This is a genomic window from Bariatricus sp. HCP28S3_D3, from assembly GCF_052065755.1.
Taxonomy (GTDB): Bacteria; Bacillota; Clostridia; order Lachnospirales; family Lachnospiraceae; genus Allocoprococcus.
Genome location: NZ_JBQHTK010000021.1, coordinates 41,380 through 57,330, shown reverse-complemented (window position 1 = coordinate 57,330; position 15,951 = coordinate 41,380). Strand labels below are relative to the sequence as shown.

Here is a 15,951-nt window from a genome sequence, read left to right as displayed (position 1 = left end):
GTGCTTTGTAGTGTAGCTTCTTGCAAACTATTTTACAGCACAACGTAGAGAGTTGGAACACTTTCATTACTATTTGTGCCGCCAGCCAAAGGCGGCGGAATGGAGATTAGTATGGGCCAGAGCAATGCTGCGGTGCGGCAGTGGATGGGGAATCCAAAACGATTTGCAGATTTATTTAACGCAACAGTATTTAACGGGGAGCAGGTGATCCGGCCGGAAGAATTAGAGCCGGTAGATGGAGAGGAAGATATCCTGCTGACAGACAAAAATGGGAAGAAGCAGGAAGTACATAGGTATCGGGATATTGTTATGAAGTGGAAGAAAGACGCAGTGCTGATCTTATTGGCATGCGAGAATCAGGCAAAAGTGCACTATGCCATGGCTGTACGCAATATGCTGTATGACGGTCTGTCTTATGTCGGGCAGATTCAGAGGATGTGGAATAAAAATGTGGAAAAGATGACTACGGCAGAATTCCTTTCGAAATTCCGGAAAGATGATAGATTGATTCCGGTGCTTACACTGGTTTTTTATCTTGAAAGAAGATAAGACTCCCACCTCTATAGGTGGTGAGTTGCGACAAATATGTCTTGATGGGAGTCCAATCTCCTTTCAAGATAAAGCCTCCGGCGGATTGCAGAGGTGCGCAGATGTATTATGTCATGCAAAGCATGACGCGCACCTCGCAGCAAGTACGCCGAGGCGTACTTGAATATGATGTAGACCAGTGGGATGGGAGTAAAGATCTGTACGGAATGCTGCAGTGGAGTGAGGATGAGAAGAAAAATGCAGTTTTGAAGGAATATGTCCCGAATTACCGGATTAATCTGATTGATGCTGGGAATCTGGAGCATTTAGAGCGATTCAAAAGCGATTTACAAGAAGTTCTGGGTATGATACAGTGTAGAGGAGATAAAGAAAGTTTATTGAAATACATAAATGACAGAAAAGAATATTTTCAAAATGTAGATGAAGAAACGTATTATGTGATCCGGGAGTTTTTGCATTCGGAGAGAATGCTGAAGGGAAATATAGAGAAAAGTCAGGGGAAGGAGACTGTGGATATGTGTAAGGCATTGGAAGATTTGTATAATGAAGGAATAGAGATTGGCGTGGTAAAAGGTGTAGTGGAAACATTGCGTGATTTCGGAATCGAGAAAGATGCTGCAATTCAAAAAGTAATGCAAAAATTCGAAATACCCAGAGAACAGGCGGAAAAGGATGTGGAGAGTTATTGGAGATAAGCTGATAGATTGGCATTCTCTATCTATAAGATTGCATGTGCGGTATTGTAAAAAGAGATCAAATGTAAGAAACTATCGGAGATGTTGGGAAGCATTTCCGGTAGTTTTATATATTTAGAGGCTGTGCAGAGAGAAAACGCTGTGCTATACTAATCACACATCAAAATCTCAGACGGAGTCCGATCCGGACAAATAAAATCTATCCGTCTGAACAACCGTTATCCAAAGCGGTTCAAAATTCAAAGGCAGTTTCGCCGGATATTTCAACTTTGATGAACAAAAGAACAGAATGCGGAGGTAATAATATGGGCCAGAGCAATGCTGCGGTGCGGCAGTGGATGGGGAATCCAAAACGATTTGCAGATTTATTTAACGCAACAGTATTTAACGGGAAGCAGGTGATCCAGCCAGAAGAATTAGAGCCGGTAGATGGAGAGGAAGACATCCTGCTGACAGACAAAAATGGGAAGAAGCAGGAAGTACATAGGTATCGGGACATTGTCATGAAGTGGAAGAAAGATGCAGTGCTGATCTTATTGGCATGCGAGAATCAGGCAAAAGTACACTATGCCATGTCAGTACGCAATATGCTGTATGACAGTCTGTCTTATGTCGGGCAGATTCAGAGGATGTGGAATAAAAATGTGGAAAAGATGACTACGGCCGAATTCCTTTCGAAATTCCGGAAAGGTGATAGATTGATTCCGGTGCTTACACTGGTCTTCTATTATGATGTAGACCAGTGGGATGGGAGTAAAGATCTGTACGGAATGCTGCAGTGGAGTGAGGATGAGAAGAAAAATGCAGTTTTGAAGGAATATGTCCCGAATTACCGGATTAATCTGATTGATGCTGGGAATCTGGAGCATTTAGAGCGATTCAAAAGCGATTTACAAGAAGTTCTGGGTATGATACAGTGTAGAGGAGATAAAGAAAGTTTATTGAAATACATAAATGACAGAAAAGAATATTTTCAGAATGTAGATGAAGAAACGTATTATGTGATCCGGGAGTTTTTGCATTCGGAGAGAATGCTGAAGGGAAATATAGAGAAAAGTCAGGGGAAGGAGACTGTGGATATGTGCAAGGCATTGGAAGATTTGTATAATGAAGGAATTGAGATTGGAATGGAGCGTGGAATGACGCGTGGTATGGAATGTGGCATGGAACTCGGCGTGGTAAAAGGCGTAGTGGAAACATTGCATGATTTTGGAATGGAGAAAGATGCTGCGATTCAAAGAGTAATGCAGAAATTCGAAATATCCAGAGAGAAGGCAGAGAAGGATGTGGAGAGCTATTGGAGATAGGTTGATTTGTTGGGATCTCTGTACTCGGAGAAAATATTGAAGGGAAATATAGAAAAAAGTCAGGGGAAGGAGACTGTGGATATGTGTAAGGCATTGGAAGATTTGTATAATGAAGGAATAGAGATTGGAATGGAGCGTGGAATGACATGTGGTATGGAACGTGGCATGGAGCTTGGAGTGGTAAAAGGCGTAGTTGAAACATTACATGATTTCGGAATAGAGAAAGACGTTGCAATCCAAAGGGTCATGCAGAAATTCGAAATGCCCAGAGAACAGGCGGAGAAGGATGTAGAGAGCTATTGGAGATAAGCTGATAAATTGGTATTCTCTAGTTATAAGATTGCGTGGATGGTATTGCGAAAAGATATCCAATGTAAGAAACTATCGGAGATGTAGAAAAGCATTTCCGGTAGTTTTGTATATTAAGGGGCTGTGCAAAGAGGAAACTCTGTGCTATACTAATCACACATCAAAATCTCAGACGGAGTCCGATCCGGACAAATAAAATCTATCCGTCTGAACAACCGTTACTCAAAACGGTTCAAAATTCAAAGGCAGTTTCGCCGGATATTTCAACTTTGATGAACAAAAGAACAGAATGCGGAGGTAGTAATATGGGCCAGAGCAATGCTGCAGTGCGGCAGTGGATGGGGAATCCAAAACGATTTGCAGATTTATTTAACGCAACAGTATTTAACGGGGAGCAGGTGATCCGGCCGGAAGAATTAGAGCCGGTAGATGGAGAGGAAGATATCCTGCTGACAGACAAAAATGGGAAGAAGCAGGAAGTACATAGGTATCGGGATATTGTTATGAAGTGGAAGAAAGACGCAGTGCTGATCTTATTGGCATGCGAGAATCAAGCAAAAGTGCACTATGCCATGGCTGTACGCAATATGCTGTATGACGGTCTGTCTTATGTCGGGCAGATTCAGAGGATGTGGAATAAAGGTGTAGAAAAGATGAGTACGGCCGAATTTCTTTCGAAATTTCGAAAAGATGATCGATTGATTCCGGTGCTTACACTGGTCTTCTATTATGATGTAGACCAATGGGATGGGAGTAAAGATCTGTACGGAATGCTGCGGTGGAGTGAGGATGAGAAGAAAAATGCAGTTTTGAAGGAATATGTTCCGAATTATCGGATTAATCTGATTGATGCTGGGAATCTGGAGCACTTAGAGCGATTCAAAAGCGATTTACAAGAAGTTCTGGGTATGATACAGTGTAGAGGAGATAAAGAAAATTTACTGAAATATATAAACGACAGAAAAGAGTATTTTCAAAATGTAGATGAAGAAACGTATTATGTGATCCGGGAATTTTTGCATTCGGAGAGAATGCTGAAGGAAAATATCGAGAAAAGTCAGGGGAAGGGGACTGTGGATATGTGTAAGGCGTTAGAGGATTTGTATAATGAAGGAATAGTAAAAGGTGTAGTGGAAACATTGTATGATTGTGGAATAGAGAAAGATGTTGCGATTCAAAAAGTAATGCAAAAATTTGAAATACCCAGAGAACAGGCGGAAAAGGATGTAGAGAGTTATTGGAGATAGATTGATTTGCTGGAAACTCTGCATTTGGAGAGAATACTGAAGGGAAGGATAGGGAAGAATCAGAGGAGACTGTGGATATGTGTAAAGTGTTGGAAGATTTGTATAACGAAGGAATAGAGCTTGGCAGGGTAAAAGGTGTAGTGGAAACAGTGTGCGATTTAGGGATAGAAAAAGATGCAACAATTCAAAAAGTAATGCAGAAATTTAAAATATCCAGAGAACAGGCGGAGAAGGATGTGGAGCGTTACTGGAGATAGTCTGCTTTGCTGGAGTTTCTGTACTCGGAGAGAGTACTGAAGGGAAATATAGAACAGAGTCAAGGGAAGAGGAAAGTGGATATGTGTAAGGCATTGGAAGATCTATATAATGAAGGCATAGAGCGTGGCATGAAACTTGGCGTGGTAAAAGGCGTAGTGGAAACATTGTACGATTTTGGAATAGAGAAAGATGCTGCAATCCAAAGAGTAATGCAGAAATTCGAAATATCCAGAGAGCAGGCAGAAAAGGCTGTAGAGAGCTACTGGAGCCAGGCTGATATCTGATTTGGATATCAAAGTTAATTGAAATGAAAAGAAAAGGTGCTGAGGGTAAAAAAGCGTAGAAATTCTCCTTGGCATCTTTTTTCATTTTTTTGACTTTGATTGTGACTACTTCAACTTATAGGTGCTCTAAATGAAGGTAGGGATATGAAGAAAGATGAAAAGAAAAAAGTGAAAAGTAAATGAGAAATCTAATACTTTAAGATGAGGATATGAAGAACGGGTGAGTTATAATGAATAAGATGCTAATATTATGCGATTACTAGGTGCAAAGTCCGATAATTCGGAATTTATACATCTATAAATGGGCAGTATTTTAATATACGATGCAATAAATTATATTCCAGACAGTACGCAATTAAATGGGGAAATATAATTACTATATAGATGCAATTGTCGTATGTAGCGAGAAAGACATTTAGCTTCCCGATAGTATAACCGTTTTGGAAAAATGAAGTGAAACAAGTGGAACTGGAGAAAGAAGGTAGTAAGCATGGATGATAAAGTATCTTTTCGCAGAAATCCAGATTACATATATCGTGAGATTGCGGGCGAAGCAGTTTTGGTACCCACTGGAAAGGTTGCGGAATCCTTTTTCGGAATTATTTCCATAAATTCTACAGGTGCATTTCTTTGGAAAGCATTGGAGCAAGAGCGTTCTCTTGAGGAGTTGATAGAGATGTTTGCTCAAGAATATGATTTGGAGAAGAAGCAAAGTCTGCAAGATGTAGCCGAATTTTTGGATACAGCGTTATCCCGCAATATGGTTTTGCGATGTTAATGGTCATCCATTGCAATTAGCAATTTAACATATATCAACAACAATCAATTATCTAAAGTTAGGAGGAAAGTACTATGAAAAGAAAATTTGCCAAGCGTATTCTATCCTCAGTGCTTACGCTTGGAATGCTGGCATCATTGCTGCCTGCTACAGCACTGGCGGCAACAGAAGTAAAACCTATCCCCAGTCAGAAAAGTGACACAAAGTTGAATGTGGAGTACTTCGACAGCAACCTGTATAGCTGGAATGAGGCCGCAGCCAATGCGGCAACGGAAGAGGTGGACTATAAGTCCACTGACGGCAGTTATGAGGGCAAGGGCTTCTACTTTACGGCAGGCGAATCGATTAGTGGGATTAACAGTAATTCCATTGCGGATTTCAGCAAGTGGCAGGACAATGATCAGAACTGGAAGATTTATTCCGGTCTGGCCGTCAGCAAGCTCAGCGAGAGCAGCAATGCGCCGTTCAGCGATGCTGTGAACGCTGCCAACCTGTTTGCTGATGCTGATAACAGTTATACCAGTGTATATAAGAATGTAAAGGTCCCTTTTATCTATGATGAGAAGACGGGCTATTACGAGCTGAATAGCGACAAGAACGCGGTATATTTTGAAAATGGCACTGGGGCTTCCAACGTCCAAATGTTGATTGCTGACCTTCCGGCTGGTTATGTAGGTTACTCTGGAACCAATACGTCGGTTACTGGTTTTGCTCCTTTCAATAGCCTGAGTAGTACGACTATGACCGGTTATACGGCAGGATCGTCTTCCACTACAACGGCGTATAAAATCAACGCGGCCAGCAACACCAACTATTCTAGCAACGGCATGAAATATGGCTTCGGTATGGTCACCACCGTCAATTTCCAGATGACGGATAACGGCAAAGACGCCAACGGTAACGACATCACCTTCAAGTTTGCGGGTGATGACGACGTGTGGGTCTATATTGATGGGACTCTGGCCTTGGATATTGGTGGTACCCACGATGCAATTACTGGTAGCATCAATTTTGCTACCGGCGACGTCATTCTTCACTCCGCTAATGGCTATAGTTCTGTTGGGGACTTGGCAACCGATACGGTAGTTGATGATTCCACCGGTCTGAGCCAGACGAATCTGTACGAAGCCCTTGGTACAACTTTGACAGGTTTTGCTGCCAGCGGTAATCATACCCTGACTATCTATTACATGGACCGTGGACAGGGACGTACCAACTGTCTGATCAAGTTTAACCTGCCTCAGCGCGACAGTGTGTCCGTGACTAAGAATATTGCGGATACATATTCTGGCATTGATGAAACAATCCCTTCGGATGTCATGGCAGTTTTGAACAATATTGACTTCCACTTTACGGCGTATAAGAATGACGCAATTGTTCCTAATAAGAGCTATTCGATTTACGACACAGACAACAATCTGGTCGGTACCGGAAGTACGGACGATAACGGGGGCTTTACTCTGAAGAACGGTCAGACAGCCACCTTTAAGAACATCAGTCTGGACGAAGAAGTCAGCTACTATATTGTTGAGGACACTAGCGGCTTGTCTAATCGATGGGCCACACCTTCCTGGACAGCGACCTCCACAGTTGCCTATGCCGATATTAGCGGTGGTGATGATGCGACCTCTGATACCGTGACCGTCACTGGCAGTGAAACCGCTGCCGATACCGTTACTTTCGTGTGCACCAATAGTTATAAGTATGTGTCTGAATTAGCTGTTGACGCAAACAATGATACAATTGTGATCGACTATGGTTTGCCTGTTGAGATCGATGTCCTGCACGATGATATTATTTCCAACGGTACGTTCACTTCGCTGACTGTAGACAAAACGGAGGGTACTTACGGTACGATAGCAGTTACAGAGGACAACAAGTTGCTTTATACTCTGACCAAGCCGCTGAGCGGAGTTGAGACCTTTACATATACCGTCACTGCACAAGACAGTACCGATAGCAGCCAAGTAATTGATACCGCTACTCTGACCATTATTCCGGCAACTTCCATGTACTATGAGGAGAACTTTGGAACGCTGGTAACGACAAAGACTAACAATGCAACCTTCAATACAGTCGGTCAGAGCTTGAACGACTATCAGGAGACCGGCTTTGTGGGCACTACCACTGATAGTACTTATGGTACCGACGCGGTTTACCTGAACAATCTGGGCGACAGCTACGGAACTAGCCTGAAAGTAGACACCACCAATGGTGCGGCTCAGTATTCTTACAGCTTCACTGGTGTAGGTACCACGATCTATGGTCGGGTATCCAATGTTACTGGCTATATTCGGGTGAAGGTAACAGATAGTGTGGGAACTGAGGTTGATACCCAGTACATCGACACGATCAACTATGTGACTGTTCCGGAAAAAGAGACTGATCAGATCCTCGATACTACCCTATACAACATTCCTATTTATCAGAATACTATGTTGGAGAGTGGCTATGATACTTATACGGTGACAATTTATGTTTACAAGTCCGGCACACTGCACGAGACTAACAATGAGTTCTATCTGGATGGTATCCGGGTATTCCAGCCTATGGGTACTAGCACAGAGGATAATGAGGGGTATGCGACGGCCAACAGCGCCTACTCTACAGACGGTGAGCAGAATGTGGCCGTGGTCAACATTCGAGAGAAGATTGTTGCTGACTATGAAGGAGAGTACGCAGACGATGTGTTCACCTTGACTGATGTGAACGGAGAGATCGCAGATGTCGAAGGGTATAGTGACATCGGTCCGAATCAGGAGCTGTATTTGAAAGAGGGCTACAACGGCAGCTTTGCATTGGTCAACTGGGATTCTAAGTCCTACAAGCTCTATCTGGGCATGAAAGCTCCGAATGGAGAAGCATCTGAAGTGACAGTTGGCTCCGGCACATTTGAAATCGGCAACAGCGCGGACTGCTACTATGACATCAGCGACTATGTAGAAGTGGAGACACTGGATGATGGAACTGTGATTGGTTATGTGAATGTCGAAGGAGTAAGCGGTTTGACAGCCCTCACCAACCTCAAAGTCACCGGCGTAGACGAGTTTAACTTAGCCTATAGTACGGATATTGTTACTGATGACGAGTATAGCGAGAATACACTCTACTTGGTTAGCAAGACCTATGCTGCCAGTCTGGCGGAAGAAGCAGAGGAAGAAGTTCCGGTCTTCACCCCAGCCAGCATCACGACCAGCTGCTCCTATGCAAGTAAGACTAAGAAGGCAACCGTGAACGTGGTGACCTCCAAGGATGTGTCCTATGTGACCATCAACGGTACGAAAGTCACTGGAAAGACAGTTTCCGGTAAGCTTCGTTTCAGCAAGTCCTATACAAAAGTAATATCAGGCACGACTTATGAAATTATAGCCTATAACGCAGATGGTGTAGCTAGCGAGACCTATGTCGTAACGGCTAAATAGAAGGGGAGTGATTGGTAATGAAAGCAAATTATGAAAAGCCGATAATTGTGATTGAAGAGTATCAGATGGATACAGCTATTGCGACTGGTTGCGGTACAATAGTGGATTTGGGACCTGAGGCTCATGAATACAATGGTAAATTTTATACAGCATGCGATTATTTTGGAGAAGAAACCTTTGATGCGGAATCTCCTGCACATATGAACTTTTTTGAGACTTGCTCCTGCTATCTGAGTGCAGGCGGCGGTACTATATTTACATCTTAATGACTTAAGAGAGGGGCTGGTTGCCTTTGGCGCATCTGGTCCCTCTTTTCTACATTACTAAGTATGCAGGGCAATCTGTCAGTGGTAGATTGCCTTACAAGAAAATAAAAAGATGATACCAATGAAGAAAAATCAATACCTTTTTGTAGGTGATGTCAGGATCGGGATTTCGTCTGATATTTCACTCCGATTTCTAGAAGGGACAGAACCGTTTCGGTGTGGTGATAGAGTCCCAGATGTTTTAATTGATGTCATTGCTGCAGATATACTTCCGGCAGTGTCCAGCATCCCTTATGGTGAAGACGGAATGTTCCGGTATTACCAAGAAAGCAATTATTATTATGAGGAAGCAAAAATGGGAAAGGATGGAGCGATTTCTCAAGTGGTCTATGCTTCAGATTTTTCCCAGGTAAAACTTTATGTAAATGAGAAGAGTTTTCCTGGTGTTGTTCGAACTGTGGATAAGGTGTTGCAGCTTCTTCCTATGAGACAGCTGTTGGCACATTATCAGGCATTTATTCTGCATTCCAGTAGAATAGAAGTCTGTGGGAAAGCTGTACTTTTTACGGCACCCAGCCAGACGGGGAAAACAACACAGTCGCAATTATGGAGACAGTTTGAACATGCGGAAATTGTAGGCAATGACCGCACCATTATACGAAAAAAAGATAGGGAATTTAATACATATGGTTATCCTGTAGATGGAAGCAGCCCGATTTATAGTAATAAACGTCTCATTCTGGGAGCAATTGTTGTTCTTCGTCAGGGGACTGAAAATCAGATTCAACGTCTGGCAGCTCCGCAGGCACTTAGATTTCTGATGGAGCAGACGGCAATAGATCTATGGAACGCAGAAGAACGGGTGGTGATCCAGCAGCTTTGGATTGACCTTCTGGAGCTGTATCCTGTTTATCAGCTGACTTGCAGGCCAGACAGAGATGCCGTGATATGCTTGAAAAAACAATTAGAGAAAGATGAGGTGATTTCCTTTGTCAGCCATTCGTGATAAATTATTTGGACTGTCAGCCAAAAAAAGAATTCCGATTACGGGAGCTTTTGAATTAACACCTGTCTGTAATTTTCAATGCAAAATGTGCTATGTGCGGAAAACCGTCGGAGAGGTGGAAAAAATGGGTGGCCTTCAGCCTCTGAGCTTTTGGTTGGATGTGGCAGAGCAGGCCAGGGATGCAGGAACTCTATCGCCGTTGCTGACAGGAGGAGAGACCTTTCTGTACCCACATATTCGTGAGTTATATCAGGCGATGTACAAGATGGGTATGGAAATCAGTATTAATTCCAATGGGAGCTGTATCACAAGAGATACTGTGGAATGGCTTCGAGAGATGCCGCCGTCTCGTATTAATATTACGCTTTATGGAGGCAGTAATGAAACCTATGGAAGGCTCTGCGGTGATCCTAATGGGCTGGATAAAGTACGCCATGGCGTGGAGCTTCTGGTTCAAAATAAGATTCGATTTAAGTTCAATTGTTCTTTGATGCCGGACAATGCGGCAGATGTGAAAAAAATGCTGGATTTTGCTCACGGCTATGGTCTGGGGCTCCGGGTGGCAACCTATATGTTTCCGCCTGTTCGCCGAATTGGTCGTGAAGAGGAGTTTTCGGAGCGTTTGACGCCACAGGAGTGCGCCTATTATCAGGTGCTTTCTGACTGGTATCAGCTTACACCGGAACAGTTCTGCAGATTGGCGGTTAACGCCGGAAAGTATCAGGAACTAACGCCGGAACTGCTTGCTGAAGCTGCGGAAAAACCGGCGCAGAAAATGGGATGTTTGTCCGGACGGTGCAGTTATTGGGTGGATTGGCAAGGTAACTTAAGTGGATGTGGTATGATGGATTATCCAAAGGTTAGTCTGAAAAACAAGTCTTTTCATGATGCATGGCAGAAGATCGTTGATTGGACTGACAATGCCAGATACAGCTCGTATTGTGGGAACTGTGTCAATCGGAAGATTTGTTATGTTTGTGCAGCGATGGTCTACAACGAGACCGGCGGCTTTACGGGGCGGCCAGTTTACCTGTGTGAGAAGGCAAAATATGCTTCACAATATTATAAGAAATTTATGGATAAGCTGCCTGTCGATATGATTGCAGCATCCACAGATTTGGCAACTACGCAGCCGGAAAGCTGTGTGTTTGATGAAAACTAAAGAAAAGAGGCTAGATATGAAAAATAACCTATTTAAGAGAATGATTGCAACATCAGTATCTGTTGCCATGGTGCTCTCCAACAGTTATATGATGGCTTTTGCTGCAGAAGATACCGGTGACATTGGCACAGTAGCAGGCGAAGAGCAGACGGTTATCGTTTCTTCTGGTGCCGTTGATCGGGAGAACGACTTTAATAATGGATGGAAATTTTATCTGGGTGACAATAGTTCCGCTTCTGGTGCGAACTTTGATGATTCTTCCTGGGAGAAAGTGTCTCTTCCACATGATTTCAGCATTGGCCAGGAATTCACGACCTCAGGTGAAGCAGAAAGTGGATTTTTGCCTGGTGGAACTGGCTGGTATCGTAAGAGTTTTCTATTAACTGAGGCTGAACAAGGAAAGACTATCGTCCTGAATTTTGATGGTGTATATTCTGACGCTTATGTCTATATTAATGGTACTTATGTGGGAGAAAACCATTATGGGTATACTTCCTTTGCCTTTGATATCACCGATTATGTAATTTGCGATGGTGTAACGGAGAACGTGATTGCAGTGAAGGCTGTGAATAATATCCCTACGAGTCGGTGGTATTCTGGGAGTGGAATTTACAGAGATGTAACCCTCATTGTTAGCGACGCAATTCATGTGGCATATAATGGTACTTATGTGACCACACCGAATATCTCCAGCGGAGACGGAACTGTCCAAGCCGAGGTGGAGCTGGATAATGACAGTGACACGGATGTGGAAGTGACTGTGAAGAATACAGTCTATACCAGTGATGGTATTTCAGCTTCCAATATCGCTGAGACTACGGACACGGTGAAAGCTAACTCTAGTAGCACTATTATCGCCAGCCCAGTAGTCAGCAGCCCTAAGCTGTGGAGCATTGATGAGCCAAATTTATATTTTGTCCGTACGGAGGTTTATGTGAATGGGACTCTGACCGACACTTATGATACGGAATTTGGTTTCCGCTGGTTTGGCTTTACAGACAGTGGTTTCTACCTGAATGGAAAGGCTGTTAAGCTAAATGGCGTTTGTATGCATCATGACCAGGGAGCTGCTGGTTCGGCGGCTTACTATGATGCGATGTATCGGCAGCTTGCATCCATGAAGGATATGGGTGTGAATGCTATCAGGACCAGCCACAATCCAGCAGATGAAGACTTCATCGACATCTGCAACGAACTGGGGCTTCTGGTTATGGAGGAAGCATTTGACTGTTGGACGAATTCTAAAAATGGAAATGGGAATGATTTCAGTAAGTATTTCAATACTAGCATTGGAAGCACCAATATTATTCTGGGCGGTGACAGCTCTATGACATGGGCAGAGTATACCATTAAGAGTATGGTTAAGAGAGATCGAAATGATCCTTCTATCATTGTGTGGTCTTTGGGAAATGAGCTGGATCTGAGTGATAATTATCCTACCATTACTCAGAATTTGATTAATTGGATTAAGGAGCTGGATAACAGTCGTACTTATACTTTGGGAGATAATAAATGGTCTACCAGTACTTCCACAGTTGCCGGGCAGATCTTAGAAGTCCTGTTGAATAATGGTGGTGTTGCGGGATTCAACTACGCGAATTCCAGCAGTTCCCTTTCAAATCTGTATAATGCATGGGGTGTGCTGATTTCGACAGAGACTAGTTCTGCAATCAACAGCCGGAGTGTCTATACAACTACCAACGGCAGTGACAGTTTCATGCACCTGACTTCTTACGATAACTATGCTGTCTCTTGGGGAATATCGGCTCATGATTCCATCTGGAATACTATGACAAATGATTTTGTGTCAGGTGAATTTGTCTGGACTGGATGGGACTACATCGGAGAACCGACTCCGTGGAACGGTACAGGTACCGGTTCCGTATCTGGTAGTGGTGCGGTTCCTAATAGCAGTTATTTTGGTATTGTCGACACTGCAGGATTTGAAAAAGATACATATTATCTCTATCGCAGCCAGTGGGATCAGGACAGCACAACACTTCATCTGGTGACTTCCTGGGATAGCGAAAATATGTATACTGACAGCAATGGTCAGACTCCGGTTGTTGTCTATAGTAATGCTCCAGTGGTAAAGCTGTACCGTAACGAAAACCTGATAGGCACAGCCACCCGGAAGGTGAATACCACCAGTGCAGGACATAAGTATTATACTTACACTACGGAGAGTGATAACAGTGGTGTTTGTACTGCCGTGTCAGCTTCTGGTTCAGCCAGTCTGTATGCCACCTTCAATGTGACCTATGAAGCAGGAACTATTTCTGCCATTGCCTATGATGAGAGTGATGATGAAATTCAAAATACGTCTGGAAACAAGGTGGTTACGACTCCTGGAACGGTTACGCAACTGGAAGTGACTCAGAATAAGACAGTCATGAATGCGGACGGGCAAAGTTTGGCCTACATCGAGGTAGAAGTCCAGGATGCTGATGGTAACCTGGATACTACGGCATCTAACACAATCAGCTTTTCACTTGTAGGTAATGGTGAGATTGTGGGTGTGGACAACGGCGATCAGGCTACTACAGAGAAATATCAGCAGACAAGTGTTCTGACCAGTAGTACAAGCGCTCATATTGCCGCTTATGCGGGTAAGGCACTGGTAATTGTGAAGTCCACTGACACAGCTGGAAATATCACGGTCAATGTGACTTCAGATGGTTTGACTGGCGGCAGTGCGACTATTAACACAATTGCTGTAGATGATGGAGCGACTGAAGAAGGACTGGTCAGCTATACTATGGTTCGGGATTACAGTGTTATGGTTGGGACAGTTCCAGAACTGAACACCACAGCAACCGGAAAGTTGGCGGATGGTTCTAGCTTGGAAGGTGCTGTTGCATGGAATGAAATCTCTTCTGACGTTTATGATAATGCCGGAGATTATACAGTCACTGGTACACTGAGCTTTGAAGGATATGATCCTATCACTGTCATTGCTCGACTTCATGTTATTGCAGACGTGGCTGCGGTACGGAATGTTTCTACTGTCACTATGACAGAGAAAGCGCCTGTATTGCCCAGCACCGTGAATGGTGTCTTGGCAGACGGAACGGTAACAGGTGAATTTGATGTGACGTGGGATTCTGTTAATGCAAGTGATTTTGCTGAGGTAGGAGATATTGTGACCGTAAATGGTACGGCAAACATTATTGGAGAAAAGACACTGCCGGTTACCTGTACTGTTCGTGTGGCCGAGGCAGTGAATACGGAAAGTAAAAACGTGGCTTCTGGTGCAAATCTTTCTGAAGACTGTGGAACAATTTCTGACAATCTGTCCTCTATTGTGGACGGGGTGACAAGCGATAGTTCAGCTACTAATGCCCGTTGGACTAACTACAACAACAGGAATAACAGCAGTACAGCAGCTATTACCTTTATGTGGACTACGGCACAGCTGATTTCTAGTGTAAATCTGTATTACTTTACAGATAATTATTCTGCGGCCTTACCTAGCTCTGTAAAATTTGAGTATTCGTTGAATGGAACCGACTTTACTGAAATTGGTTATATGGATGTTACTCCGACAGCTGGCTTTACTAAAACAGAATATGTATTTGATCAGGTTATCAATCCGATTGCCTTGCGTGTTACTTTTACAGAGCAGTCAGGTCATTGCGTTGGCTTAACAGAGGCTGAAATAATGACTTATGCGGGAAGTGTAGAGATCAATTCTTCAGCTGATCTGTCAGGTATCTCTGTGGATGGCATAACAGTAAGTGGATTTGATGCTGATACGCTGGCTTATGAAGCCAATGGTTCTACTGTAACAGCTGTTACGAATGTGAATGCAGGCATCACTATTCTACCAGTATATACGGATGGCATAGTGCGCATCCTGACTATTTCTGAGGATAGCAGTGAAACAAAAACTTATAGAGTAAAATTGACTAAGGGGTGTGCTCACGAGAATACTACCATTATCGATGCCAAGGAAGCTACCTGTACGGAAGAAGGTTATACTGGGGATGTCTACTGTGAGGAATGTGGAACGGTTATTAAATCTGGTGAAATAATTCCTGCTACTGGACATTCTACAGTGCTGCAGAGCTATAGAGCTGCTACCTGTACGGAAGAAGGTTATACTGGAGATGAGGTCTGCACCATCTGTGGTGAGACTGTTACCAGTGGAACCGTGATTTCTGCTACCGGCCATAGTTGGGATAGTGGCGTTGTGACGAAAGCAGCAACTACGGAAGAAGAAGGTATCAAAACTTATACCTGTACCGTCTGTGGCGAAACTAGGACTGAAACAATTCCTAAGCTGGAGGAGATAAAAGAACTCAAAGTACCTGATGTGACCCTTTCAGCATCACAGAATGACGGAAAGATCAAGCTGAAAGGAACAGTGGCAGATTTCGAGAATCAGGACGATTATTATACGATCACTGGTCAAGGATTTGTCTATATTACGAAAGCTTTATTAGGTGCAAAATCATTGAATGTAAATACTTCAGGCCGCACGAAAGTCAGTGTCAAGAGTATTGGAAGTGCAGGAACATACAGTTATAGCATGACACCTAAGAGCAGTTCTACGACTTATGTGATCCGTGCTTACCTGACCTATACAAATAGCAATGGAAAGACTGTTTACGTTTATTCCGATCCTGTCTATACAAGCTATAATAATTTGACTAAGTAAGAGCTGTC

The 15,951-nt window shown here is 43.4% G+C and carries 13 protein-coding genes; all 13 read left to right on the top strand.

Annotated elements, in window-relative coordinates:
- Positions 1-111: 111 nt before the first annotated feature.
- The 13 genes from ACTNB3_RS12520 to ACTNB3_RS12460 all read left to right on the top strand — a co-directional run bounded on the left by ACTNB3_RS12520 (position 112) and on the right by ACTNB3_RS12460 (position 15,943).
- A complete protein-coding gene (locus ACTNB3_RS12520; RefSeq protein ID WP_441026063.1) occupies positions 112-549 on the top strand; it encodes a hypothetical protein in 438 nt (145 codons plus the stop codon).
- A 101-nt stretch (positions 550-650) separates the two neighbouring features.
- Positions 651-1,244 carry a hypothetical protein gene (locus ACTNB3_RS12515; protein ID WP_441026061.1) on the top strand — a complete coding sequence of 198 codons (594 nt, stop codon included), beginning with the start codon at positions 651-653 and terminating at the stop codon, positions 1,242-1,244.
- A 305-nt stretch (positions 1,245-1,549) separates the two neighbouring features.
- Positions 1,550-2,551: an Rpn family recombination-promoting nuclease/putative transposase gene (locus ACTNB3_RS12510; RefSeq protein WP_441026059.1), complete on the top strand. Its 1,002-nt coding sequence runs from the start codon at positions 1,550-1,552 to the stop codon at positions 2,549-2,551.
- A gap of 81 nt (positions 2,552-2,632) precedes the next feature.
- Complete coding sequence (locus ACTNB3_RS12505) at positions 2,633-2,860, top strand: hypothetical protein (protein ID WP_427805899.1); 228 nt, start codon at positions 2,633-2,635, stop codon at positions 2,858-2,860.
- 305 nt (positions 2,861-3,165) lie between these two features.
- Positions 3,166-4,107: an Rpn family recombination-promoting nuclease/putative transposase gene (locus tag ACTNB3_RS12500; protein ID WP_441026057.1), complete on the top strand. Its 942-nt coding sequence runs from the start codon at positions 3,166-3,168 to the stop codon at positions 4,105-4,107.
- A 77-nt stretch (positions 4,108-4,184) separates the two neighbouring features.
- Positions 4,185-4,364 (top strand): hypothetical protein, encoded by a 180-nt coding sequence (locus tag ACTNB3_RS12495; protein WP_427820098.1) that lies wholly within the window; start codon positions 4,185-4,187, stop codon positions 4,362-4,364.
- A gap of 81 nt (positions 4,365-4,445) precedes the next feature.
- On the top strand, positions 4,446-4,649 hold the full coding sequence (locus tag ACTNB3_RS12490) for a hypothetical protein (RefSeq protein WP_427820099.1): 204 nt from the start codon (positions 4,446-4,448) through the stop codon (positions 4,647-4,649).
- A 490-nt stretch (positions 4,650-5,139) separates the two neighbouring features.
- Positions 5,140-5,427 carry a PqqD family protein gene (locus ACTNB3_RS12485; protein WP_427820100.1) on the top strand — a complete coding sequence of 96 codons (288 nt, stop codon included), beginning with the start codon at positions 5,140-5,142 and terminating at the stop codon, positions 5,425-5,427.
- A 74-nt stretch (positions 5,428-5,501) separates the two neighbouring features.
- The gene (locus ACTNB3_RS12480; RefSeq protein WP_441026054.1) at positions 5,502-8,849 is read left to right on the top strand and encodes an Ig-like domain-containing protein; all 3,348 of its coding nucleotides are present in this window, start codon (positions 5,502-5,504) and stop codon (positions 8,847-8,849) included.
- Between the two features lie 17 nt (positions 8,850-8,866).
- Positions 8,867-9,115, top strand: a complete 249-nt coding sequence (locus tag ACTNB3_RS12475; RefSeq protein ID WP_441026052.1) for a hypothetical protein — start codon at positions 8,867-8,869, stop codon at positions 9,113-9,115.
- A gap of 121 nt (positions 9,116-9,236) precedes the next feature.
- Positions 9,237-10,121, top strand: coding sequence for a hypothetical protein (locus ACTNB3_RS12470; protein WP_441026050.1), 885 nt, complete (start codon positions 9,237-9,239; stop codon positions 10,119-10,121).
- Positions 10,105-11,283, top strand: coding sequence for a radical SAM/SPASM domain-containing protein (locus ACTNB3_RS12465; RefSeq protein WP_441026048.1), 1,179 nt, complete (start codon positions 10,105-10,107; stop codon positions 11,281-11,283). Before ACTNB3_RS12470 ends, ACTNB3_RS12465 begins: the two co-directional genes overlap by 17 nt.
- Positions 11,284-11,299: 16 nt before the next feature.
- Complete coding sequence (locus ACTNB3_RS12460; protein ID WP_441026046.1) at positions 11,300-15,943, top strand: glycoside hydrolase family 2 TIM barrel-domain containing protein; 4,644 nt, start codon at positions 11,300-11,302, stop codon at positions 15,941-15,943.
- The last annotated feature ends 8 nt before the right edge of the window (positions 15,944-15,951 follow it).